At 70.1% G+C, this 22,432-nt stretch carries 22 protein-coding genes and 1 riboswitch; of the genes, 16 read left to right on the top strand and 6 right to left on the bottom strand.

Annotated features, from left to right (window positions below):
• Nucleotides 1–53: 53 nt before the first annotated feature.
• From glyA to gcvT, 3 genes are read right to left on the bottom strand one after another with little or no spacing between them, the layout of a single operon-like run.
• Complete coding sequence (glyA, locus tag OHS70_RS10975; RefSeq protein ID WP_328396194.1) at nt 54–1,319, bottom strand: serine hydroxymethyltransferase; 1,266 nt, start codon at nt 1,317–1,319, stop codon at nt 54–56.
• A 24-nt stretch (nt 1,320–1,343) separates the two neighbouring features.
• Entirely contained in the window at nt 1,344–1,718 is a 375-nt protein-coding gene (gene gcvH / locus OHS70_RS10970) for a glycine cleavage system protein GcvH (RefSeq protein WP_328396192.1), read from the bottom strand.
• A gap of 58 nt (nt 1,719–1,776) precedes the next feature.
• The gene (gene gcvT / locus OHS70_RS10965; protein WP_328396190.1) at nt 1,777–2,892 is read right to left on the bottom strand and encodes a glycine cleavage system aminomethyltransferase GcvT; all 1,116 of its coding nucleotides are present in this window, start codon (nt 2,890–2,892) and stop codon (nt 1,777–1,779) included.
• A gap of 148 nt (nt 2,893–3,040) precedes the next feature.
• Nucleotides 3,041–3,138, bottom strand: a riboswitch (glycine riboswitch).
• A 179-nt stretch (nt 3,139–3,317) separates the two neighbouring features.
• Here gcvT and OHS70_RS10960 point away from each other — a divergent pair.
• The 10 genes from OHS70_RS10960 to OHS70_RS10915 all read left to right on the top strand — a co-directional run bounded on the left by OHS70_RS10960 (nt 3,318) and on the right by OHS70_RS10915 (nt 13,911).
• Nucleotides 3,318–3,986, top strand: coding sequence for an AAA family ATPase (locus OHS70_RS10960; protein ID WP_328396188.1), 669 nt, complete (start codon nt 3,318–3,320; stop codon nt 3,984–3,986).
• 311 nt (nt 3,987–4,297) lie between these two features.
• A complete protein-coding gene (locus OHS70_RS10955; protein ID WP_328396186.1) occupies nt 4,298–5,068 on the top strand; it encodes an enhanced serine sensitivity protein SseB in 771 nt (256 codons plus the stop codon).
• Between the two features lie 113 nt (nt 5,069–5,181).
• Nucleotides 5,182–5,970, top strand: coding sequence for an enhanced serine sensitivity protein SseB C-terminal domain-containing protein (locus tag OHS70_RS10950; RefSeq protein WP_328396184.1), 789 nt, complete (start codon nt 5,182–5,184; stop codon nt 5,968–5,970).
• A 217-nt stretch (nt 5,971–6,187) separates the two neighbouring features.
• Nucleotides 6,188–7,855, top strand: coding sequence for an ABC transporter substrate-binding protein (locus OHS70_RS10945; RefSeq protein ID WP_328396182.1), 1,668 nt, complete (start codon nt 6,188–6,190; stop codon nt 7,853–7,855).
• Nucleotides 7,856–7,940: 85 nt separating this feature from the next.
• Nucleotides 7,941–8,942, top strand: a complete 1,002-nt coding sequence (locus OHS70_RS10940) for an ABC transporter permease (protein WP_328396180.1) — start codon at nt 7,941–7,943, stop codon at nt 8,940–8,942.
• Nucleotides 8,943–8,952: 10 nt separating this feature from the next.
• On the top strand, nt 8,953–9,906 hold the full coding sequence (locus OHS70_RS10935; RefSeq protein ID WP_328396175.1) for an ABC transporter permease: 954 nt from the start codon (nt 8,953–8,955) through the stop codon (nt 9,904–9,906).
• A gap of 6 nt (nt 9,907–9,912) precedes the next feature.
• Complete coding sequence (locus tag OHS70_RS10930; RefSeq protein ID WP_328396173.1) at nt 9,913–10,911, top strand: ABC transporter ATP-binding protein; 999 nt, start codon at nt 9,913–9,915, stop codon at nt 10,909–10,911.
• Entirely contained in the window at nt 10,908–12,290 is a 1,383-nt protein-coding gene (locus OHS70_RS10925; protein ID WP_328396171.1) for an ABC transporter ATP-binding protein, read from the top strand. Before OHS70_RS10930 ends, OHS70_RS10925 begins: the two co-directional genes overlap by 4 nt.
• 47 nt (nt 12,291–12,337) lie before the next feature.
• Nucleotides 12,338–13,000, top strand: a complete 663-nt coding sequence (locus OHS70_RS10920; protein WP_328396169.1) for a trimeric intracellular cation channel family protein — start codon at nt 12,338–12,340, stop codon at nt 12,998–13,000.
• A 62-nt stretch (nt 13,001–13,062) separates the two neighbouring features.
• On the top strand, nt 13,063–13,911 hold the full coding sequence (locus tag OHS70_RS10915; RefSeq protein WP_328396167.1) for a thioesterase family protein: 849 nt from the start codon (nt 13,063–13,065) through the stop codon (nt 13,909–13,911).
• Between the two features lie 185 nt (nt 13,912–14,096).
• On the opposite strand, the gene OHS70_RS10910 is transcribed toward OHS70_RS10915, so the two are convergent.
• On the bottom strand, nt 14,097–14,711 hold the full coding sequence (locus OHS70_RS10910; RefSeq protein ID WP_328396165.1) for a TetR family transcriptional regulator: 615 nt from the start codon (nt 14,709–14,711) through the stop codon (nt 14,097–14,099).
• Between the two features lie 132 nt (nt 14,712–14,843).
• On the opposite strand from OHS70_RS10910, the gene OHS70_RS10905 reads away from it, so the two are divergent.
• The 3 genes from OHS70_RS10905 to OHS70_RS10895 all read left to right on the top strand — a co-directional run bounded on the left by OHS70_RS10905 (nt 14,844) and on the right by OHS70_RS10895 (nt 16,597).
• Entirely contained in the window at nt 14,844–14,996 is a 153-nt protein-coding gene (locus OHS70_RS10905) for a hypothetical protein (protein WP_328396163.1), read from the top strand.
• Between the two features lie 22 nt (nt 14,997–15,018).
• Entirely contained in the window at nt 15,019–15,312 is a 294-nt protein-coding gene (locus OHS70_RS10900) for a DUF4190 domain-containing protein (protein WP_328396161.1), read from the top strand.
• Between the two features lie 121 nt (nt 15,313–15,433).
• The gene (locus OHS70_RS10895) at nt 15,434–16,597 is read left to right on the top strand and encodes a cysteine desulfurase family protein (protein ID WP_328396159.1); all 1,164 of its coding nucleotides are present in this window, start codon (nt 15,434–15,436) and stop codon (nt 16,595–16,597) included.
• A 130-nt stretch (nt 16,598–16,727) separates the two neighbouring features.
• On the opposite strand, the gene OHS70_RS10890 is transcribed toward OHS70_RS10895, so the two are convergent.
• Nucleotides 16,728–17,447, bottom strand: coding sequence for an N-acetylmuramoyl-L-alanine amidase (locus OHS70_RS10890; protein ID WP_328396157.1), 720 nt, complete (start codon nt 17,445–17,447; stop codon nt 16,728–16,730).
• A 61-nt stretch (nt 17,448–17,508) separates the two neighbouring features.
• Between OHS70_RS10890 and mnmA the strand changes: the two genes are divergently transcribed.
• Nucleotides 17,509–18,633, top strand: coding sequence for a tRNA 2-thiouridine(34) synthase MnmA (gene mnmA / locus OHS70_RS10885; protein WP_328396155.1), 1,125 nt, complete (start codon nt 17,509–17,511; stop codon nt 18,631–18,633).
• 193 nt (nt 18,634–18,826) lie between these two features.
• On the opposite strand, the gene OHS70_RS10880 is transcribed toward mnmA, so the two are convergent.
• Nucleotides 18,827–20,620: a hypothetical protein gene (locus OHS70_RS10880; RefSeq protein WP_328396153.1), complete on the bottom strand. Its 1,794-nt coding sequence runs from the start codon at nt 20,618–20,620 to the stop codon at nt 18,827–18,829.
• Nucleotides 20,621–21,033: 413 nt separating this feature from the next.
• Between OHS70_RS10880 and OHS70_RS10875 the strand changes: the two genes are divergently transcribed.
• The gene (locus OHS70_RS10875) at nt 21,034–21,573 is read left to right on the top strand and encodes a TIGR00730 family Rossman fold protein (protein WP_328396151.1); all 540 of its coding nucleotides are present in this window, start codon (nt 21,034–21,036) and stop codon (nt 21,571–21,573) included.
• 24 nt (nt 21,574–21,597) lie between these two features.
• Nucleotides 21,598–22,287, top strand: a complete 690-nt coding sequence (locus OHS70_RS10870; RefSeq protein ID WP_328396149.1) for an SDR family oxidoreductase — start codon at nt 21,598–21,600, stop codon at nt 22,285–22,287.
• Nucleotides 22,288–22,432 lie beyond the last annotated feature (145 nt).

Genomic DNA, 22,432 nt, shown 5'->3' with positions numbered 1-22,432 from the left:
CTCACGTCCAGTGTGCGCGGTGCCCCGTTTGTTTTGCTTCGGGCCCGAAAGAACTACTTCGTCAGCCCAGGGTAGAGCGGGTGCTTGTCGGCCAGCGCCGTGACCCGGGCACGCAGGCCCGCGGCGTCGTACGACGGCTTCAGCGCCTCGGCGATGATGTCCGCGACCTCGCGGAAGTCGTCGGCCTGGAAGCCGCGGGTGGCCAGCGCCGGGGTGCCGATCCGCAGACCCGAGGTGACCATAGGCGGCCGCGGGTCGTTCGGGACGGCGTTGCGGTTGACGGTGATGCCGACCTCGTGGAGACGGTCCTCGGCCTGCTGGCCGTCCAGCTCGGAGTTGCGCAGGTCCACCAGGACCAGGTGCACGTCCGTACCGCCGGACAGTACGGAGACACCGTGCTCGGCCACGTCGGACCGGACGAGACGCTCGGCGAGGATGCGGGCGCCGTCCAGCGTGCGCTGCTGGCGCTCCTTGAAGTCCTCGGAGGCCGCGATCTTGAAGGAGACCGCCTTCGCCGCGATGACGTGCTCGAGCGGGCCGCCCTGCTGGCCGGGGAAGACCGCGGAGTTGATCTTCTTGGCGAGCTCGGCCGTCGACAGGATCACACCGCCGCGCGGACCGCCGAGCGTCTTGTGCGTCGTGGTGGTGACCACATGGGCGTGCGGCACCGGGTTGGGGTGCAGGCCCGCGGCCACCAGACCCGCGAAGTGGGCCATGTCGACCATCAGGTACGCGCCGACCTCGTCGGCGATCCGGCGGAACGCCGCGAAGTCCAGCTGACGCGGATACGCGGACCAGCCGGCCACGATCAGCTTCGGCTTGGACTCCTTGGCGAGCTTCTCGACCTCTGCCATGTCGACCCGACCGGTCTGCTCGTCCACGTGGTAGGGGACCACGTTGTAGAGCTTGCCGGAGAAGTTGATCTTCATGCCGTGGGTCAGGTGACCGCCGTGGGCCAGGTTCAGGCCCATGATCGTGTCGCCCGGCTTCAGCAGCGCGAACATCGCGGCCGCGTTCGCCTGGGCGCCCGAGTGCGGCTGCACATTGGCGTGCTCGGCGCCGAAGAGCTCCTTGATGCGGTCGATCGCGATCTGCTCGACCACGTCGACGTGCTCACAGCCGCCGTAGTAGCGGCGGCCGGGGTAGCCCTCGGCGTACTTGTTGGTGAGGACGGAGCCCTGGGCCTCCATGACCGCCACCGGAGCGAAGTTCTCCGAGGCGATCATTTCGAGGGTGGACTGCTGACGGTGGAGCTCGGCGTCGACGGCGGCGGCGACGTCCGGGTCCAGCTCATGGAGAGGGGTGTTCAGAAGCGACATCTCTCGGTCCCTACGGGTCGTGTGTCAGCTGGCGAAGTCGGTGTACTCGTCCGCGGAGAGCAGATCCTTCGGCTCCTCGCTGACGCGCACCTTGAAGAGCCAACCGCCCTCGAACGGGGCAGAGTTCACCAGAGACGGGTCGTTGACGACGTCCTCGTTGGTCTCGGTGACCTCACCGGAGACGGGCGAGTACAGGTCGCTGACCGACTTGGTGGACTCCAGCTCTCCGCAGGTGTCACCCGCGGTGACCGTGTCGCCGACCTCGGGGAGCTGGACGTACACCACGTCGCCGAGCGCATTGGCCGCGTGCTCCGTGATGCCGACCGTCGACACGCCGTCCTCGGCGGCCGACAGCCACTCGTGCTCCTTGCTGTAGCGCAGCTGCTGGGGGTTGCTCATGACCTGAATTCTCCTGTACGCGGGGGAGTGCTGGTGAACGAAGAGAGGGTGCGGACGATCACTTCTGGCGCTTGTAGAACGGCAGCGCCACGACCTCGTACGGCTCGTGCGTGCCGCGGATGTCGACACCGACGCCCGGCGTACCGGGCTCGGCGTGGGCCGCGTCCACGTAGGCGATGGCGATCGGCTTGCCGAGGGTGGGGCTCGGGGCACCCGAGGTGACCTCGCCGACCACCGTGCCGCCGGCCACCACGGACATGCCGGCTCGGGGGACCCGGCGGCCCTCGGCGATCAGACCGACGAGCTTGCGCGGCGGGTCGGTCTCGGCGCGCTCGGCGGCGGCCTGCAGCGCCTCGCGGCCGACGAAGTCACCGCTCTTCTCGAACTTCACGACCCGGCCGAGCCCCGCGTCGAAGGGGGTCAGCGAGGTGGTCAGCTCATGCCCGTACAGCGGCATGCCCGCCTCCAGGCGCAGCGTGTCCCGGCAGGAGAGACCGCAGGGGATCAGGCCGGCCGGGGCGCCCGCCTCGGTCAGCGCCTGCCACAGCTTCTCGGCGTGCTGCGGCTCGACGAACAGCTCGAAGCCGTCCTCGCCCGTGTAGCCCGTACGGGCGATCAGTGCCGGCACACCGGCGACCGTGCCGGGCAGGCCCGCGTAGTACTTCAGGCCGTCCAGGTCGGCGTCGGTCAGCGACTTCAGGATGCCGGGGGACTCGGGACCCTGGACGGCGATCAGCGCGTACGCGTCACGGTCGTCGCGGACCTCGGCGTCGAAGCCTTCGGCGCGCTCGGTCAGGGCGTCCAGGACGATCTGCGCGTTGCCCGCGTTGGCGACGACCATGTACTCGTTGTCGCCGAGGCGGTAGACGATCAGGTCGTCGACGATCCCGCCGTTCTCCTGGCAGATCATCGTGTAGCGGGCGCGGCCGACACCGACGGAGCCGATGTTGCCGACCAGCGCGTAGTCGAGGAGGGCGGCGGCCTGCGGGCCGGTGACGGTGATCTCGCCCATGTGGGAGAGGTCGAAGAGACCGGCCCTGGTACGGACGGCGTTGTGCTCGTCGCGCTCACTGCCGTACCGCAGCGGCATGTCCCAGCCCGCGAAGTCGGTCATGGTCGCGCCCAGCGAGCGGTGCAGGGCGTCGAGAGCGGTCAGACGGGGGGCATTGCTCATGGATGAAGCTCCCAGGGCATGGCGGCGAGGACAATCCTCCCCATCTGTCATCGGAACCTGAGAGGTTCGCCCCGACCCCGCGTACGGGTAGTCGTGACTTGCACCTTGGGTGGAGCCACTCGACAGCGGCTCGCTTTTCAGATCTGCCTCATCGCGCGCGGTACGGGGCCTGAGAGATTCAAGGGAGGATCTTGCTCCTTCGGCGCCCGCCACACCAGGTGGCCGGGACTCTCCCGCGCGGATTCAAGCGGCCGGTATGCAGTTGGCGCGCACATCATTGCACGCATCGGGGAAGAGTGGGCGGTGGCCGGGAAGCGGGCTGTGAGGACGCCCGTGTCGCGCCGCCTTAAATAGGTTGAGTGGCATTACCATTTCTTTACGCTTTATGGGCAAGGGTGATGGGTGTCCCGAGATGGGGGAGGGTGATGACCTTGCAGCCGTCCGGCGCATACGCCACGTCGGCCGGAGTACCCGCTCAGCCGGCTGTCCCCGTCCGGGGCCGCGGGCAGGCGGGTGCATCCGTCCTGCGCGACCTGAGGCACCGATCGGGGCGCGGCCCGCAGAGCCTTGTCTTCGCCGCCGGTGACGTGGTGATCGTCTCCGGTCTGCCCGGCAGCGGAAAGTCCACGCTGATCGAGCGGGCCGCACGCGGTCTCGGGATCGACTCCCAGGACACCCGGGACAGGTGGGACGCCCGTATGCCCCGCCTGCTGCCGTACGCCGTGTACCGGCCGTTCGTCCGTATCGCCCACTACGCGGGCCTGCGGCGCGCACTGCGCTCGGGCCGCAGCGTGGTCGTCCACGACTGCGGCACCCAGGCGTGGGTGCGGCGCTGGATCGCCCGCGAGGTGCGCAGACGGGGGACCGGACTGCACCTCGTACTGCTCGATGTCACCCCGCGGGTGGCCCGCGAGGGCCAGCGTGAGCGTGGGCGCGGCGTCTCCGGCTACGCCTTCGCCCGCCACCGCCGGGCGGTCGCCCGTCTGCTCGCGGCCGCGGAATCGGGCCGGCTCCCGGCCGGCTGCGCCTCGGCGGTGCTGCTGGACCGCGCCGCGGCGGCGGGGCTGACGCGGCTGGGCTTCACCGAGGAGTAGCCGGACGGGCCGGGCCGGTCAGGCCGCCGTCGCCTCCGCCCGCGGCACCACGTGCCGCCGGTGCTGCACGCATCGTGCGCGGGCCCGGGTCCCGCAGGGCGGGGTGGGCTCTCAGCCGGCCACCGCGGCCCCGGTCGGTCCCTGGGAAAGCCTTGCGTGCCGCGCCGCGCCGCGACGCCTCCTCGGCCGGTGCGACCGTCCGGGGGCCTTCCGGCACCCGGACGGGTCGCCGTGGGCAGGGAGGGACCCGTTATCGTCGGGGACGCGACCCCGGAACGTGCGGGGGAGGACCGGGGGAGAAGGACACGCACATGGAGACTTCGGAGCACACCCACCAGCAGCCGTACAGCGGCTGGCCGGGCAATGAGCTGGAACAGGTGCTCGGCGCCGCGCTGGGCAACCCCGCGGCCGGAGGGCGGCTGGTCGAGGTGCTCGGCCGCAGCCATGTCTGGGTCCCGCTACCGAGCGGCGGCGGTCCCGACAGCCCGAATCTCGATCTGCCCACCGTGGAGATCGACGGTGCCCCCTACGTCCCTGTCTTCAGCTCCGAGCAGCAGTTCTTCGCCTGCGTCGGGAGTCATATGTCCTTCACCGTGGCGCCCGCCCGGGAATTCGCGCGCGGGCTGCCCCCGCAGCTCGGCATCGCCGTGAACCCCGGCGGCGCCGTCGGCGTCCCGCTGCCTCCGCCCGCCGTCGCCGAGCTGTGCCGGGCGGGACGTACCCCGCTCGAGGGGCCTGCCACCGGAGGCAGGGTGCGGCTGTTCGAGCCGGACTGGCAGGAGGAGCCGGTCGACTTCCTCTCGGCTGCCGCCGGAGAGTTCGAGGCGACCGGAATCGTCCTGACCGCCCGCCGTGCCCTCGCCTCCATCGAGGGGGACCCGCCGGTCCTGTTCATCGGCGTCCAGCTCTCCTCCTTCGAGGGCTCCGACCGCAACGCCCCGATGGACGCGCTCGGCCGTGCGCTGAGCCGGGTACAGCTCGGCTGGCCGGTCAACCTCGTCCTGCTGGACATAGCCCAGGACCCCGTCGGCGACTGGATGCTGGAGCGGGTCCGGCCCTTCTACCAGCGCCGGGACGGGTAGTCGTCAAGTCTGTGTAAGGACTGCGGATTAAGCTGGTTCCATGGCCTGACCGGAGGCCGTGAAGCAGTGCCGATGGCCGGATCGAAGAGGGACACAAGAGGGGCGGAACCAGAGTGAGCGCGTCAGGCACCGCGGCGGCCGGGCAGGTCGAGCACATGCTGCGCCAGGTGACTCCCGGACGCTATGACGCGTACGAGGCACTGCTGCGCGCCCTCGCGGACCCGGCGGGCGGCCGGATCTGGATGCTGCTGTGGCACGGTCAGCCCGGATCCCCCGACGCCCAGTACGGAAACATGGACGTCGACGGTGTGGGATACGCGCCGTGCGTCACCTCCGCCCAGGAGCTCGCCGTCTCCGGCTGGAACCGCGCGCACGAGGTGGTCAGCGGACGCGACATCGCCCGTGCGCTGTACCCGGAGCGCTGGGGCATCTGGCTCAATCCGCATGCCCCCGGTGGCGGCGTGGGCATTCCCTGGCTGGACCTGCGCCGTATCGCCACCGGACTCGACCGCATGCCGGCCGGGCCGCTGCGCCTGTCCGAACCGGCGATCGAGATCCCGCAGTTCTACGGGCTGCTGGCGCAGAACGCCCACCGCACCCCCGCGGTCCGCTCGCTCCGCCGCGCCTGGGTGCAGCCCGCGATCGGCGCCGCGTATCTCGCCATCGGCCTGGACCTCTACGACACGAGCCCGCAGTCCGTGGACGCGGTGCGCGCGATGATGCAGCAGTCGGTCGGCGCGGTCCCGGACGGCCTTCCGGTGTCCACGGTCGCGATGTCCGACGAGTACGACCCGGTGACGATGTGGCTGCGGGTCAACGCACGCCCGTTCTACGACCGTGAGGCCCATGGCGGCGCTGCCGCAGCCGGCGGCTACGGATATCCGCCGCCCGTCGGACGCTGACCACCCTTCGAGACACCCCTCGAACACACACGCCTGAACAGGCACTTATGTCAAGGGTGTTAACAAGCCCGGCAAGGATGTCCCGGAACTGCCCGGTTTGTTGAATGTCCGGGTCTCAGCTAGGTATCACCGCTATCCGGACTGTTCTCCGTGGTGTCTCCGATCTGTAGTGTTCGGCCGTCAAGACCTCACCACATGGCGAACCAGGGGTGGACCCATGCGAATATTCAAGTCCGGCGTTGTCCGGGCGATCACGGCGGCGGTGGCCGTCGGTCTGATCGCGACGGGATGCTCCAGTGAGCGCGGCAAGGACGACAAGGCCGGCGCCAAGGACACCTTCGTCTTCGCCGGTGCCGGTGACCCCGGTTCTCTGGACCCTGCGCTCGCGAGTGACGGTGAGACCTTCCGTGTCACCCGTCAGGCGTTCGAGGCGCTGCTCGAGCACGAGTCCGGCGGCAGCAAGCTCGTCGGTGGTCTCGCCGAGAAGTGGTCGAGCAACCCGGCCGGCACCGTGTGGACGTTCAATCTTCGCAAGGGCGTGAAGTTCCACGACGGTGAGGCGTTCAACGCCGCCGCGGTCTGCGCGAACTACGACCACTGGTTCAACTGGAAGGGTACCTACCAGTCCAGCGCGGTCTCGTACTACTGGCAGTCCATCATGGGCGGCTTCGCGAAGAACGAGGACAAGGAAGCGCCGAAGGCGAACTACAAGTCCTGCACCGCGAAGGACGACAGCACCGCCGTCATCGAGATCAACGAGCCCTCGGCCAACCTCCCCGGCGGCTTCTCGCTCCAGGCCCTGGCGATCCACTCGCCCAAGGCCATCAAGGAGTACGAGAAGCAGGACGCGAGCGCCAAGGGCGACGCGATCACGTACCCCAAGTACAGCCAGGAGGCCGGCACGGTCGCCGGCACCGGCCCGTACAAGATCGTGAAGTGGAACAAGGGCAACAAGGAAGTCTCCCTCGAGAGCTTCGACGACTACTGGGGCGAGAAGGCCAAGGTCAAGAACCTGATCTTCCGTACGATCGACACCGACCAGGGCCGCCGCCAGGCGCTGCAGGCCGGTGACATCGACGGATACGACCTGGTTGCGCCCGCCGACATCAAGACGCTCGAGGGCGAGGGCTTCAAGGTCCCGACCCGTGACGTCTTCAACCTCTTCTACGTGGGCATGACCCAGTCGAAGAACCCGGCGCTGAAGAAGCCCGAGGTCCGGCAGGCCATCGCGCACGCCATCGACCGCGAGAACATCGTCAAGACCCAGCTGCCCGAGGGCGGCAAGGTCGCCACGCAGTTCATGCCCGACACGGTCGCCGGCTTCTCCGAGAACGTGAAGAAGTACGAGTTCGACACGGACAAGGCCAAGCAGCTCCTCAAGGGCGCGGGCGAGGAGAAGCTCAAGATCGAGTTCTGCTACCCGACCGAGGTCACCCGCCCGTACATGCCTGCCCCGCAGGACATGTTCGAGCTGATGAAGGCCGACCTGGAGAAGGCCGGCATCACGGTCACCCCGAAGGCCATGAAGTGGGCCCCGGACTACCTGGACGCCACCGAGGCCGGCTCCTGCGCGCTGCACATGCTCGGCTGGACCGGTGACTTCAACGACGGCTTCAACTTCATCGGCACCTGGTTCGCCGGCGCCGACAAGCAGTGGGGCTTCAAGGACAAGAAGGTCTTCGACTCGGTGAACGCCGCGTCGAAGGTCACCGACCCCGCGGGCCGCGTCGAGGCCTACAAGAAGGCCAACGAGACGATCATGGAGTACCTGCCCGGCCTCCCGATCTCGTCCTCCCCGCCGGCCATCGCGTTCGCCAAGAACGTCAACCCGCCGAACGTCTCCCCGCTGACGCAGGAGAACTTCGCCGAGGTCTCCTTCAAGTAATCGCACACCAGCGGGTCCGCCCGGCCACAGATCCTCGGTGGCCGGGCGGACCCGCATCGACGCACGTGAGAAAGGGGCATGCGGGGTGCTGCGACTCGTCGTAAGAAGACTGCTACAGCTCATTCCCACCCTGCTCGGCCTGTCGGTTCTGCTCTTCCTGTGGCTGAACCGGCTGCCCGGCGGACCCGCCTCAGCGATCCTGGGCGAGCGGGCGACCGAAGCCGAAGTGGCACGAATCAACAGGGCGTTGGGGCTCGACCAGCCCGTCTACGTCCAGTACTGGCGCTTCCTCAAGCGCATCTTCGAACTGGACCTGGGCACATCCACCCAGACCGGTCAGCCGGTGTGGGACGAGTTCGCCACGCGCTTCCCGGCGACAGTTGAGCTGAGTGTCGCGGCGATCCTGATCGCCGTCGTGGTCGGCATCCCGCTCGGCTACCTCGCGGCCAAGCACCGCGGCGGCTGGCTCGACGTCGCCTCCGTCTCGGGTTCTCTGATCGGCATCTGCATTCCGGTCTTCTTCCTCGCACAGCTGCTCAAGGGTGTGGTCGCCGAGCCGCTCGGCCTGCCGACCTTCGGTCGCCTCCCGAGCGGAATCGACGCCACTGACGTCACCGGGTTCGCGGTGCTGGACGGCCTGCTGACCGGTGAGTTCGACGCCAGCTGGGCGGCGATGAGGCATCTGATCCTTCCCGCCATCGCGCTGGCCTCCATCCCGCTGGCCGTCATCGTGCGCATGACCCGGGCCAGCGTCCTGGAGGTACTCGGCGAGGACTACGTCCGTACCGCGGAGTCCAAGGGCCTTGAGAAGCGCATCGTTCGCGGCCGTCACGTTCTGCGCAACGCGATGCTGCCGGTGATCACCGCCGTCGGCCTGCTGACCGGCAGCCTGCTGTCCGGCGCTGTGCTCACCGAGTCGGTCTTCACCTTCGGAGGCATCGGCTCCTTCATCCGAACGTCGATCGATGCCCGTGACTACCCGGTGCTTGTCGGGTTCATTCTCTTCATCGCGATGGTGTACGTCCTCATCAACCTGCTGGTCGACCTCGCGTACTGCATCATCGACCCGAGAGTGCGGGTGCACTGACGTGACGACCATGACCAAGAAAGCCGACAAGATCGATCGGCTTGCCGAGTTGATGCAGAGCACCGAGGTGACGGCGGGCGCCAGTTTGTGGCGGGAAGCGATGCGACGCCTCAGGTCCAGCAAGATGGCCGTCATCGGTGCCGTGATCATCGCTTTGTTCGTGCTCCTGGCGGTCGTTGGTCCGTGGATCGCCCCGCACAGTCCCTCCGCTCAGACCTGGCGTGGCGAAGTCTTCCCGAACCAGGGCAAGTTCGTCGGTATGCGCAGTGAGAACTGGTTCGGGCTCGACCATCTCGGCCGCGACTTGTTCTCCCGGATCCTCGTGGGTGCCCGGCAGACACTCCTGGTGGGTGTCGTGTCCATGCTTATCGGGCTCGTCGTCGGTGCAGTGATCGGTGTGGCCTCCGGTGCGGCGGTCACGCTCGGCGGCAATGTCGGTCAGCGGGTCGACACCGTGATCATGCGTATCACCGACATCATGCTGTCGCTGCCGTCGCTGCTGCTGGCGGTCTCCATCGCCGCGGTGATGGGCCAGTCCCTGACCACGGTGATGATCGCCGTGGGTGTCGTCCAGATCCCCATCTTCGCCCGGATGCTGCGTGGTTCGATGCTCGCCCAAGGCGGCGCGGACTACGTGCTCGCGGCGAAGGCCCTCGGTGTACGCAAGAAGCGGATCGTCCTCACCCAGATCCTGCCGAACTCCCTGAGCCCGGTGATCGTCCAGGCAACGCTCAGCCTCGCCACCGCGATCATCGAGGCCGCGGCGCTGTCCTACCTGGGCCTCGGCAACCCCGACCCGGCCATCCCGGAGTGGGGAGTCATGCTCGCCCAGGCAGAGAGGTTCTTCGACAACGAGCCCATGATGGCGGCCTATCCGGCCATCGGCATCATCATCACCGCCCTCGGCTTCACCCTGCTCGGCGAGGCCATGCGCGAAGCCCTCGACCCGAAGCTGCGAGGCTGAAGTCCCATGGCACTGCTCTCTGTTGACGAACTCAGCGTCACCTTCACCGCCAAGGGCCGCAAGGACTCGACGGCCGTGGACGGCGTCTCATTCGACGTCGACCAGGGCCAGGTCGTCGGCCTGGTGGGCGAGTCCGGCTGCGGCAAGTCCGTGACCTCGCTCGCCCTGATGGGTCTGCTGCCCGGCAAGGGTGTGAAGATCGGCGGACGTGCCGACTTCGACGGCCAGAACCTGCTCGCCATGAGCCCGCGCAAGCTGCGGGACATGCGCGGCAGCCAGCTGGCGATGATCTTCCAGGACCCGCTGTCCTCGCTGAACCCGGTGATCCCCATCGGCGTTCAGGTCACCGAGATCCTCCAGCGCCACCGCGGCCTCAAGGGGGAGGCCGCCCGCAAGGAAGCCGCCCATCTGCTGGACCGGGTCGGCATCCCCGACCCCACGCGGCGGCTGAAGGAGTATCCGCACCAGCTGTCCGGCGGTATGCGCCAGCGTGCGCTCATCGCCATGGCGGTCGCCTGTGCGCCGCGCCTGCTGATCGCCGACGAGCCGACCACGGCGCTGGATGTGACCATCCAGGCGCAGATCCTCGAGCTCCTGAAGGAACTGGTCGACCAGGAGGGCACCGCCCTGCTGATGATCACCCATGACCTGGGTGTCGTGGCCGGCCTGTGCGACCAGGTCAATGTGCTGTACGCGGGCCGGGCGGTGGAATCGGCGGGCCGCCGCGAGCTGTTCGCGCACCCCACCCACCCGTACGCGCACGGCCTGCTCGGCTCCATCCCGCGTCTCGACGCACCGCGCGGGGAGCCGCTCAACCCGATCCGCGGATCCATCAACGACAAGATCGCCTGGGCCGACGGCTGTGCCTTCGCGCCCCGCTGCGACTTCTACACGATGGAGTGCCTGACCGGCACACCCGAACTGACCGAACCACGCGCGGCCGGACACCAGGTGCGTTGCGTCAACCCGGTCCTTCCCAAGCCCAAGGCGGAGGTCTCGGCATGAGCTTGCTCGAACTCGACGATGTGAAGGTCCACTTCCCCGTCAGGAAGGGCGTCTTCTTCGACCGCACCGTCGGCCATGTGTACGCCGTCGACGGCGTCTCGCTGAGCGTCGAGGCCGGTCAGACCTATGGCCTGGTGGGCGAGTCGGGCTGCGGCAAGACCACGCTGGGCCGGGCCGTCCTGAGGCTCGTGGACATCACCGACGGCGAGGTCGTCTTCGACGGTACGGACCTGGCCAAGCTGTCCGACGAGAAGATGCGGTCGTTCCGGCGCCGTCTCCAGATGGTGTTCCAGGACCCGCTGGGCAGTCTCAACCCACGGCAGAACATCGAGTCGATCCTGTCCGAGGGCATGGCCGCGCACGGCATCGGCGAGAACCAGAAGGACCGGCGGGAGAAGATCAAGACGATCCTCGCCAAGGTCGGCCTGCCCGACAATGCGCTGTCGCGCTATCCGCACGAGTTCTCCGGTGGTCAGCGCCAGCGCATCGGCATCGCCAGGGCGCTGGTCCTCGAGCCGGACGTGATCATCTGTGACGAGCCGGTGTCGGCGCTCGACGTGTCGATCCAGGCGCAGGTGATCAACCTCCTGGAGGAGCTCCAGGAGTCGCTGGGTCTCACCTATCTGGTCATCGCCCACGACCTCGCCGTCGTCCGGCACATCTCGGACGTCATCGGGGTCATGTACCTGGGCGGTCTGGTGGAGGAGGCGCCGAGCGACGCGCTGTACGCCGGGCCGAAGCACCCGTACACCAAGGCGCTGATGTCCGCGGTGCCGGTGCCCGACCCGGAGGTCGAGGACCGGCGCGAGCGGATCCTGCTGCACGGCGACCTGCCGTCGCCGGCCAATCCTCCGGCGGGCTGCCGTTTCCACACCCGCTGCCCGTGGGCGCAGGACACGCTGTGCGCGACGGAGCGTCCGACGCTGAAGGACGTGGGCGGCGGCCACAAGGTGGCCTGCCACTTCGCGGCGGAGATCGAGGCCGGGACGGTGGCGCGGACCCGTGCGACGGGTATCGAGGCCGTCACGGAGACGGCGGAGGTCGCGGAGCAGGCCGAGCCGGTCAAGGTCGGGGCCGTCGCCGCATCCGTCGCCGAGGTCGCCGATGCGGACGAGGACGGGGCGGACGAGAAGTCGGACGCGCAGCCGGTGGGCATCCCGGCCGCCCGGACCGCGGACGACGAGACCGAGCCGGCCGACGCGGTGGGCGAGGAAAGCGCCGCGGCGGACACGAAGGACTCGGACGCCGAGTCCGATGCGGAGCCGGACGCCGGGACCGATGTCCCCGAGGCTGCCGCCGGGCAGAGCGCCGAGGGGGCCGGGTCCGAGGAGGCGAAGGACTCCGCCGAGGCCGGCGAGGGAGCTGCCAAGGCCGGGTGAGGACACCTCGCGGCAGTCGGGAGCACCGGACGTTGTAGAACTGTCCGGTGCTCCAAGAACTCTTCACGCCCTCCGTCCAGCATGTGCTCGACCTCATGGGGATCTTCGTTTTCGCGATCTCCGGTGCGCTGCTCGCCGTACGAAAGAACTTCGACGTCTTCGGCATGGCCGTGCTCGCCGAGGTCACGGCGCTGGGCGGAGGGATGCTGCGTGACCTGATCATCGGGGCCGTACCGCCCGCTGCCTTCACCGATCTCGGGTACTTCGTCACGCCCCTGATCGCGACCGCGCTGGTCTTTTTCCTGCACCCGCAGGTCGAGCGAATCCAGGTGGGCATCAATGTCTTCGACGCGGCCGGCCTCGGCCTGTTCTGCGTCACCGGCACGACCAAGGCGTACGAGTACGGGCTCGGGCTCACCGCCTCCGCGGGGCTGGGTCTGGCCACGGCGGTCGGCGGCGGTGTGCTGCGCGATGTGCTGGCCAACGAGGTGCCGTCACTGCTGCGCTGGGACCGCGATCTCTATGCCGTGCCCGCGATGGTCGGCGCGACCATGGTCGTCCTCTGCATCCAGTTCGATGTGCTGAACGCCGCGACGAGCGGGCTCGCGGTGGTGACGGCGTTCGTGCTGCGACTGCTGGCGATGCGGTTCCACTGGCGGGCGCCGCGGGCGTGGAACAGGCGCTCGCAGGCGGTCGAGGAGACGCCCTGAGCCGGCCCTGGGTCTCCAGGAGAAAGCTACCGCTCAGTAATTTCCTGTTGTACCGTACCGCCATGGCACAGGCAGTTCAGGCACGTATCGGTGACAGCGAGTTCGACCGCGACACGGCTGTCGCTCTGCGTGAGACAGGCATCTACGACGCGGACCTCTCGGCCGGCTGGACGATCATCCACGCCGTGAACGGCGGCTATCTGCTGGCGCTGCTGGGCCGGGCGCTGGGTGACGCGCTGCCGCACCCGGACCCCTTCACGGTCTCGGCGCACTACCTCACGGCCTCCCAGCCGGGCCCCGCGGTCATCCGTACCGAGGTCGTCCGGACCGGCCGCACGCTCTCCACCGGCCAGGCCTCGCTCTTCCAGTACGCCGAGGACGGCACGGAGGTCGAGCGCATCCGCGTCCTCGCCACCTACGGCGACCTCGACGCGCTGCCCGATGAGGTGCACACCACGGCGCAGCCGCCGGCGATCCCGCCGCTCGAGCACTGCCTCGGTCCCAAGGACGGACCCGCCGCGATACCGGGCAGCTCCGCGATCACCGAGCGCCTGAGCATCAAGCTGGACCCGGCCACGGTGGGCTGGGCGGTCGGCGCTCCGTCGGGCAAGGGCGAGATGCGCGGCTGGTTCGGGCTGGCGGACGGGCGTGACGCGGACCCGCTCTCACTGCTGCTGACCGTTGACGCGCTGCCGCCGACCTCGTTCGAACTCGGCCTCAAGGGCTGGACCCCGACGGTGGAGCTGACCACGCACATACGCTGCCGCCCGGCCCCGGGGCCCTTGCGGGTCTCGATCACGACACGCAACGTCGCGGGCGGGTTCCTCGAGGAGGACGCGGAGGTGTGGGACTCGGCGGACCGCCTGGTGGCCCAGTCGCGTCAGCTGGCCAAGGCGCCGCGCACCACCTGATCCCCGGTCCGGAGCCCGATCTCCGGTCCGGGGGGTCGGCCCCGGACCGGTCTCTCCACCCCGGGCGCATCCGCGCCCGGGGTGTTCACGTATGTGCGCCGGGTGTTTCGCGTGCCGGGCGACCGGTGACGTTGCCCGCGTCGTTCCCGGCGGGTCGGGGCGCGGCTCGCGTGGGCGGGGCGCGTTCAGTCCAGCCAGTGGATGCGGCCCAGACCCACCAGGCGCAGCTGTCGCCGGGCGAGTGAGCTGATCCGCTCCTCGCCCTCCGGCCCCGCCTCCAGCAGCGCCGAGGCCGTCATCACCATGTGGTCGACGTAGACGCCCGCGAGCATCTGCAGATCGTCCTCGCTCCACCCGGCCATCTCCGGGCGCTGTGCGAACGCCGCGGCCACCTCGTCCGCGAACCGCCGCAACTGCTCGCCGATCGCCTCGCGGACCGGCGCCACACCGCCGTGGCGCTCCCTGGCGACGAAGCGGACATGGCCCGGCGAGGTGCGGACCAGCTCGGCGATCAGCGCCACCGTCCGGTCGATGCGGGCCCCGTCACCGGCTTCCCTGAGCGCCTCGCCGATCGTGAGGTGCAGGCTGCCCAGGGCCTCCTCGACGAGCGCGACACCGAGGTCGGCCATGTCCTTGAAGTGCCGGTAGAAGGCGGTCGGCGCGACGCCCACGGCCCGGGTGACCTCGCGCAGTCCGACACTGCTCAGGCTCTGCTCCTCCAGGAGCTGGAGCGCCGCGTCCAGCAGGGCCTGACGGGTCTTCTGCTTCTGGGCCTGACGGATGCCGAGGGTGTGACTCATGGCATTCAGTAAACATCCGTTCTCCAAGGAAAGGAAGGGTAGACTCCTGGGTCAGTGAACACTTGTAATCACAAGTGTTCACCGAAAGATCGCCAGAGTTCACCCCTGTTCCACTCAGCGAAAGGACGACACATGATGGCCCTCGTCGCAGCGCTCCTCCTGATGGGGATCATGCTGGGCGCCGTGGTCCAACTCCCCGCCTCCGCCACTCTGGTGGCCTCGGCAGTCATCGGCTGCTGGCTGCTCGTCTTCGCCGTGCGCGAGCGTCGCGCCCGGCGCAACTGACCCCGGACGGAGCCGAACTGTCATGCAAGACACCACACTCGTACGCGGCGACACCGGCGCCCAGGCCCGTGGGGCACGCGGCAAGGACGCCGACGGTATGGCCGTCGCCGCCTTCCTGCTCGGACTCGTCGGACTGCTCGTCATGAACATCGTGCTCGGCCCGACCGCGATCGTGCTCGCCGCACTCGCCCTGTGGCGCGGTACGGCCCGCCGCGGCCGCGCTCTGCTGGGGCTCGCCCTCGGTATCGCGGACCTCGTCGTGCTCGCCGTACTGGTGACCACGAACGGCGCGGTCGTCTGGGGCTTCGGCACCTGAACCCGGACCGACGCGGTGCGGCATCTGAGCCGCTGCCACCACCCAGGGGGCGCACGCAGGACGACCGTGCACCCCTGCGCCGCAGCCGCGGCCCGGCAGGGCTCGTAGAATCGTGGCCACCATGGCTTACCTCGACCACGCCGCGACCACTCCGATGCTTCCGGAGGCCGTCGAGGCGATGACCGCCCAGCTCGCCGTCACCGGCAACGCCTCGGCCCTGCACGCCGCCGGGCGCCGGGCCCGTCGCACCGTCGAGGAGGCCCGCGAGACGCTCGCCGACGCACTCGGCGCACGGCCCAGCGAGGTCGTCTTCACCTCCGGCGGCACCGAGGCCGACAACCTCGCCGTGAAGGGCCTGTACTGGGCCCGCCGGGACGCAGAGCCCGCCCGGACCCGTGTACTGGTCAGTCCGGTGGAGCACCACGCCGTGCTCGACGCGGTGGACTGGCTCGGTGAACACGAGGGCGCGACCGTCGAACATCTGCCGGTCGACGCGTACGGCAGAGTGCACCCCGAGGCGCTGCGCGAGGCCATCGAGCGAAACCCCGACGATGTGGCGTTCGCCACCGTGATGTGGGCCAACAACGAAATCGGCACCGTCATGCCGGTGGCCGAACTCTCCGCTGTGGCAGCTGAGTTCGACGTCCCGTTGCACGCCGACGCCGTCCAGGCCTTCGGTCAGCTCGAGGTCGACTTCGCCGCCTCCGGCCTCGCCGCCATGACCGTCTCCGGTCACAAGATCGGCGGCCCGTACGGCATCGGCGCACTGCTGCTCGGCCGGGAGTACAGCCCCGTTCCGGTACTGCACGGCGGCGGCCAGGAGCGGCACGTACGCTCGGGCACCCTCGACGCGCCCGCGATCGCCGCCTTCGCGGCGGCAGGCAGCATCGCTGCCGAGCGCCGCGGCGACTTCGCCCGCGACATCGGCGGCCTCCGCGACGAGCTGGTCCAGGTCGTGCGCGAGGCCGTGCCGGACGCGATCCTCGGCGGCGACCCGGTGGACCGGCTGCCCGCCAACGCCCACTTCACCTTCCCCGGCTGCGAGGGCGACTCTCTGCTGCTGCTGCTCGACGCCCAGGGCATCGAATGCTCGACCGGCTCCGCCTGCACGGCCGGCATCGCCCAGCCGAGCCACGTGCTGCTGGCCACCGGCACCGACCCGGACCTGGCCCGCGGCACGCTGCGGTTCAGCCTCGGCCACACCTCCACCAAGGCGGATGTGGACGCGGTGGCACAGGTGATCGGCCCCGCGGTCGAGAGGGCGCGCACGGCGGGACTCAGCTAGGGCCTGCCCCGACGGCCCGCCGGGGCGCGCCGGCAGGCAGGTCCCGGCGCCGCGACGGCGCGGGTGCACCCGCCGGTTCCGGAGCCCATCCGGCGCCTCGTGCGCCGGAGTTGTCCCCCCGCCGCCCGCGTCAGCGGGACTCCGCGGCCCGCACTGCCTCGCGTGCCGCGGGGGACGCCTCGCGTACCAGCTTCAGATACCGGTCCCAGTTCCAGTGCGGGCCCGGGTCCGTGTGATCCGTACCCGGCACCTCCACGTGCCCGATGATGTGCTCGCGGTCCACCGGTATGCCGTACCGTGCGCAGACGCCTGCCGTCAGCCGCGCCGACGAGCGGTACATCGCGTCCGTGAAACCCCGGGGCTTGTCCACGAACCCCTCGTGCTCGATGCCGATGCTGCGCTCGTTGAACGAACGGTTCCCCGCGTGGAAGGCCACGTCCAGCTCCCGGATCAGCTGGGCCACATGCCCGTCCTTGCGCACCACGTAGTGCGTCGCCGCCCCGTGGCCGGGGTCCTTGAACACCTTGAGTGCCGAGCGGTAACTGCCCTGGACCACATGGATGATCACGCGGTCGATGCCGTAGTCGTCGGGGCGGTCGGCGAGCCGCCAGTTCGCCCGGGAGGCGGCCGTCCACTCCGCGCCGAGGTGGTCGATCTCGCCCTCCTTGCGCGGCTTCGCCACCCCCGGGAGCCGCCACCAGGCCCGCCTGAGCGCGTCCTGCGCCACGACGCCCGTGCCCACCAGGACCGCACCGCTGCCGATCAGCACGGCGCGCCGGCTCACGCCGCGCCCCCCGCCCTTGCGGCCGCCCTCGCTCCTGCGGCTGCCGCGCTTGCTGTCACTCCCCATGCGTCCCACAACGCATACTCGCAAGCCATCGGTTCCCGGCGCCCCGTACTCTGGTAGCGCTATGACTCAGACTTCCCAGCGACCCCTCCGCGTGCTCGCCGCCATGTCGGGCGGCGTGGATTCCGCCGTCGCCGCCGCCCGCGCCGCCGAGGCCGGACACGATGTCACCGGTGTCCACCTGGCGCTCTCCGCCAACCCGCAGTCCTTCCGCACCGGCGCGCGGGGCTGCTGCACCATCGAGGACTCGCGCGACGCCCGCCGTGCCGCGGACGTGATCGGCATCCCGTTCTATGTGTGGGATCTCGCCGAGAGGTTCCGCGAGGACGTGGTCGAGGACTTCATCGCCGAGTACGAGGCGGGCCGTACGCCCAACCCGTGCCTGCGCTGCAACGAGAAGATCAAGTTCGCCGCGCTGCTCGACAAGGCGCTGGCGCTGGGCTTCGACGCGGTGTGCACGGGCCACTACGCGACCGTCGTCCTGAACGAGGACGGCAGCCGCGAGCTGCACCGCGCCAGCGACATGGCCAAGGATCAGTCGTACGTCCTCGGAGTGCTGGACGAGAAGCAGCTGGCGCACGCCATGTTCCCGCTCGGGGACACGCTCACCACGAAGGACGAGATCAGGGCGGAGGCGGAGCGCCGCGGTCTGGCCGTCGCGAAGAAGCCCGACAGCCACGACATCTGCTTCATCGCCGACGGTGACACCCAGGGCTTCCTCGCCTCGCGGCTGGGCACGGCCGAGGGCGACATCGTCGACGAGTCGGGCACCAGGCTCGGCAGCCACGACGGGGCCTTCGGCTTCACGATCGGCCAGCGCAAGGGTCTGCGCATCGGCCACCCGGCCCCCGACGGCAAGCCGCGCTACGTCCTCGACATCTCCCCGGTGAACAACACCGTGACAGTCGGCCCCGCCGAGGCGCTGGACGTCGTCTCGCTGACCGCGATCAAGCCGCGCTGGTGCGGCGCGGCGCCGACCGGCCCGGGCACGTACACCGCCCAGCTGCGCGCCCACGGCGGCGAGACGGAGACGACTGCGGAGCTGGTCGAGGGCGAGCTGCGTGTCACTTTCACCGAGCCGGTCCGCGCGGTCGCACCCGGCCAGGCGATCGTGCTGTACGACGGCACCCGCGTGGTCGGTTCGGCGACGATCGCGACGACGCGGCGCAGGGCGGCGTCGGTGGCGTGAGCCACATGGCGACGGTCACCTTGATCGAGGTCAGCAGACATCCGGGCGCCGTCCCGTCGCTCGTCCCTTCCGTGGGCCGCCCGCACCGGTAGCCGGTGGCCCGGTTCGCCGCACGGGGCACGGCAGACGACTGCAGCCGTGTGCGGGCCCCTGCGCGTGCCCCGCGGACTCGTCGCCGCCGGCCACGTCGGCGTCAGCCTTCCGGCCAGGGGAACCCCAGCTGCTCCGCGTACTCCCGCGAGCCGCCGCTGATCTTCGCGTATCCCTTCGGGTCCTCCTCGGCCAGTCGCCGCAGCACCGCCGCAGCCCGTGCCTCGGGGGGCGTGCCGTCGTCCGGGAGCTGCCAACTGAACTGCAGCCACGGGCCGTCCTCTTCCGGCTGGAAGAAGAACCACATCACAACCGTGTCCGGGTCCGAGGAATCCGTGCCCGCCCGGCCCCGGCTCAGCCGCCACCGGCTGACGACATCCGGCGACTCGCGGAGGCCGTTCGTGATCAGCCGGGCCGTCGTCCGGGCAGGCCACGCCCAGGAGTGGTCGGTCTCGGCCCGCGTGATCTCGGCGTCGTACGCGGCGGCGTCGAAGCGGTACTCGGGGAGCACCACGCCCTTGGAGGTGCCGCGCCAGCCGCCCCACACCACCTCGTCGCCGTCGCGGCCGACGGTGACGAACAGCGCGCCGCAGCATCCCTCGGTGCAGTACGCCTCAGCCAGTTGCACCTCCTGGCCGTCCGCCGTGGCCCGCAGCGAACCGCTGTGAAGCAGATATTCGGGGGAGTGGCCCGGCCCCCGGCCGAACGCCTCGGGGACCAGCGGGCGTTTGTCGACGAGGAACCGGGTCTCCACGATGTCGGGGTCCGCCGGGTCGCGCACGACGACCTCGATCCGCAGGGGGAACGCGTCGGGCCCGGCGGTGAACGGCTGACGGGCGGTGCGGCGCGCCCACCGGAGCCGATGGCGCTCAGCGGGATCGGCCGGTTCGCGGGCGTCCAGCACGGCGGCCCAGTCGGGCGTGGTGAGCAGCGAGTCCAGGGCGTCGAGCAGTGCCTCCCGTTGTCCGGGTCTCCAGTCCAGCAGCACGCTGGGCCCGCTGTGCAGGTCGAGCGCGAGAGCGAGCAGCGTGGCGTAGTGGTCGAGGGACGGGGTGAGGCGGGAGGCCCGGGCGATCACGGCGGCGTACACGGTGACGGCATCCCGGTAGCTGCGGATCTCCGCCTCGTAGTGCCGCGGGCTCGTCATCCGGGCCAGCAGCCGTGCCCCCTGAGCCAGGATCGCCTCGTCGGCCGGCTCGTCGCGGAGAAGGCCGGAGAGGAGAACGCTCTCGGCGATCCGTCGGGCGATTGCGGAGTCCACGGTGCGCGGATCCATGGGTACCCGGAGCAGCCCGGCCCGTGCCGCCTCGTCGTCGCGGGCGGTGAGGGCGTCGATCAACGGTCGCAGCTCACTCTCTCGCGTGTAGCAGCCGAGCCACAGCAGGGCTGCGGTCGGGACGTCGATCGCATCGAGTGCCCGGATCGCATGCCGGGTGAAACCGCGCAGCAGGCCGAGGGTCCTGAGGCAGGGCACGTCCTCCGGCTCGCCGAGGCGTGTGAGGAGGGCGATGCCGGTGCCCACGGCGTACGCCGTGGTGCCGGAGCGGGCGAGGCGCCGCCCGAGGGTCCTGGCCTGCTCCTCGTCGGGCACTGTCATCTTGTCGACTACCGAGAAGATGTGACGGGTGTTCACCCCTGCCTCGCACAGGCGGCGATCCACCTCTTCGGCGGCACGGGGCGTGTCTGCCTCGGTCAGCAGGGGTTCGAGGGCCTTACGCGCGGCTTCCTCGGACTCCCGCCAGTCGCGGCTGGGCCGGGCTCGGCGCTCTGGTGCGTCCGGTAGTGAGTAGCCGCCCATCGGCAGGCGGCCGTCGGGCTCCGCGTGCTGAAGGCGCAGGGCGTAGGCGTACAGGGAGGCCGGCTGGGGGAGCGCGGTGCGCTCTTCCGGGGCGCTCACCGGGCGGGGTGGGACTCGATTCCGTAGGTCATGCGCGGATCATGGCACGCCGATTCCGGTGGCATCAACGGATTTGCTCTCCGGCCGGCCGCGAGAGTCACGCAACGGGACGACGTGTGGCCGATGTGCGCTGGCCAGGGCCTGAAGCAGCTGCGGCAAGGGCGTGGGGCCGCGGGCCTGTTCGAGGCGGACGCCCGTGGCCGACACTGTCGCGAGCTGCGAATTCACCACGGCGACAAGGGATTTCGTCGCGTGCCGCCGCTGGACCCCCCGGGTCACTCGTCGAGGAAGTCCACCGACGCTGGCGCCGGCACATGCGGCGCCACCTCGTGCGTCTGGCCCGGCAGGGTGCGGTGGCGGCCGTGGAGGAGAGACACGGAGAGACTCCGCCGGCGGCCCGTACCGTGGGATCCATGAACATCTGCGTCTTCCTTTCCGCCGCCGACCTCGACGACCGTTACACCGTCCCCGCTCGCGAGTTCGCGAAGCTCATCGGCAAGGGCGGCCACACGCTCGTGTGGGGCGGCTCCGAGTGCGGGCTGATGAAGGTCGTCGCGGACGGTGTGCAGGAGGCGGGCGGGCGGCTGGTGGGCGTGTCCGTGGGGTTCCTGGCCGCGAACGCCCGGGCGAGCGCCGACGAGATGGTGATCGCCAAGGACCTGGCCGAGCGAAAGGCGCTGCTGCTCGCCAAGTCGGACGCGGTGGTGATCATGGTGGGCGGTGCCGGGACGCTGGACGAGGCCACCGAGATCCTGGAGCTGAAGAAGCACGGCAGGACCACCAAGCCGGTCGTCCTGCTGAACACGGCGGGCTTCTACGACGGGTTGAAGCAGCAGTTCCTGCGGATGGAGGCCGAGGGCTTCCTGCCGGTGCCCCTGACCGAGCTGGTGTTCTTCGCCGAGGACGCCGCCGGGGCGCTGGCATACCTGGAGGAGTCGGCGGGCGTGCAGTAGCGCAGTGGTGCGAGCATGGCGGACATGGCTACCCATCTGATCACCGGCGCCGGATCCGGCATCGGCGCCGCCGTCGCGCGCCGTCTGCGCGAGCGCGGCGACGACCTCGTCCTCGTGGCCCGCGACGCCGGCCGCGCCAAGGAGCTCGCCGACCGGTACACCGGCGCCCGTACGCTCGTCGCCGACCTCGCGGCCCCTGACCGCATCTCCTGGGCGCTCGGTCACCAGACGCTGCCCGACCGCATCGACTCGCTGCTGCACATCGCCGGCATCGTCGACCTCGGGAGCGTCGGCGAACTCACCCCCAGGACCTGGCACAGCCAGCTCGACGTCAACCTCGTCGCACCGGCCGAGCTGACCCGGCTCTTCCTGCCCCAACTGCGGGTCGCCCAGGGGCATGTGGTCTTCGTCAACTCCGGCGCCGGGCTCAACGCCCATGCAGAATGGGCTGCGTACGCGGCCTCCAAGCACGGTCTGAAGGCGCTCGCCGACTCGTTGCGCCACGAGGAACACGGCAACGGGGTGCGCGTGACGTCCGTCTATCCGGGGCGCACCGCGAGCCCGATGCAGGCCAAGGTGCACTCCCAGGAGGGCAAGGAGTACGACGAGTCCCGCTGGATCGACCCGGAGTCGGTGGCCACGACGATCCTGACCGCACTGGATCTGCCTCGCGACGCCGAGATCAACGATCTGACGGTCCGGCCGGGACGCTGAGGGACCGGGCCAGGACCGGTCCGGGGCAGCGCATCGGCATGATCACCCTGCCGGGAACTGCCTGGTCGCGCCGCTGACAGCCTGCCGCCCCGCCCTGCGGTGCCCTGTCCCGCGGGCGGGTTCTCCCGTCCTGTACGAAGGCAAG

The sequence above is a fragment of the Streptomyces sp. NBC_00390 genome, assembly GCF_036057275.1.
GTDB lineage: Bacteria > Actinomycetota > Actinomycetes > Streptomycetales > Streptomycetaceae > Streptomyces.
Note: the sequence above shows the minus strand (reverse complement) of the source record. Positions and strands in the feature narration are given on the sequence as shown.

Bases quoted from the DNA above. Each gene is read 5' to 3' on its own strand.
- glyA (WP_328396194.1), bottom strand. From the start codon at position 1,319: ATGTCGCTTCTGAACACCCCTCTCCATGAGCTGGACCCGGACGTCGCC.
- gcvH (WP_328396192.1), bottom strand. From the start codon at position 1,718: ATGAGCAACCCCCAGCAGCTGCGCTACAGCAAGGAGCACGAGTGGCTG.
- gcvT (WP_328396190.1), bottom strand. From the start codon at position 2,892: ATGAGCAATGCCCCCCGTCTGACCGCTCTCGACGCCCTGCACCGCTCG.
- OHS70_RS10960 (WP_328396188.1), top strand. From the start codon at position 3,318: ATGACCTTGCAGCCGTCCGGCGCATACGCCACGTCGGCCGGAGTACCC.
- OHS70_RS10955 (WP_328396186.1), top strand. From the start codon at position 4,298: ATGGAGACTTCGGAGCACACCCACCAGCAGCCGTACAGCGGCTGGCCG.
- OHS70_RS10945 (WP_328396182.1), top strand. From the start codon at position 6,188: ATGCGAATATTCAAGTCCGGCGTTGTCCGGGCGATCACGGCGGCGGTG.
- OHS70_RS10935 (WP_328396175.1), top strand. From the start codon at position 8,953: ATGACCAAGAAAGCCGACAAGATCGATCGGCTTGCCGAGTTGATGCAG.
- OHS70_RS10930 (WP_328396173.1), top strand. From the start codon at position 9,913: ATGGCACTGCTCTCTGTTGACGAACTCAGCGTCACCTTCACCGCCAAG.
- OHS70_RS10925 (WP_328396171.1), top strand. From the start codon at position 10,908: ATGAGCTTGCTCGAACTCGACGATGTGAAGGTCCACTTCCCCGTCAGG.
- OHS70_RS10915 (WP_328396167.1), top strand. From the start codon at position 13,063: ATGGCACAGGCAGTTCAGGCACGTATCGGTGACAGCGAGTTCGACCGC.
- OHS70_RS10910 (WP_328396165.1), bottom strand. From the start codon at position 14,711: ATGAGTCACACCCTCGGCATCCGTCAGGCCCAGAAGCAGAAGACCCGT.
- OHS70_RS10905 (WP_328396163.1), top strand. From the start codon at position 14,844: ATGATGGCCCTCGTCGCAGCGCTCCTCCTGATGGGGATCATGCTGGGC.
- OHS70_RS10900 (WP_328396161.1), top strand. From the start codon at position 15,019: ATGCAAGACACCACACTCGTACGCGGCGACACCGGCGCCCAGGCCCGT.
- OHS70_RS10895 (WP_328396159.1), top strand. From the start codon at position 15,434: ATGGCTTACCTCGACCACGCCGCGACCACTCCGATGCTTCCGGAGGCC.
- OHS70_RS10890 (WP_328396157.1), bottom strand. From the start codon at position 17,447: ATGGGGAGTGACAGCAAGCGCGGCAGCCGCAGGAGCGAGGGCGGCCGC.
- mnmA (WP_328396155.1), top strand. From the start codon at position 17,509: ATGACTCAGACTTCCCAGCGACCCCTCCGCGTGCTCGCCGCCATGTCG.
- OHS70_RS10875 (WP_328396151.1), top strand. From the start codon at position 21,034: ATGAACATCTGCGTCTTCCTTTCCGCCGCCGACCTCGACGACCGTTAC.
- OHS70_RS10870 (WP_328396149.1), top strand. From the start codon at position 21,598: ATGGCTACCCATCTGATCACCGGCGCCGGATCCGGCATCGGCGCCGCC.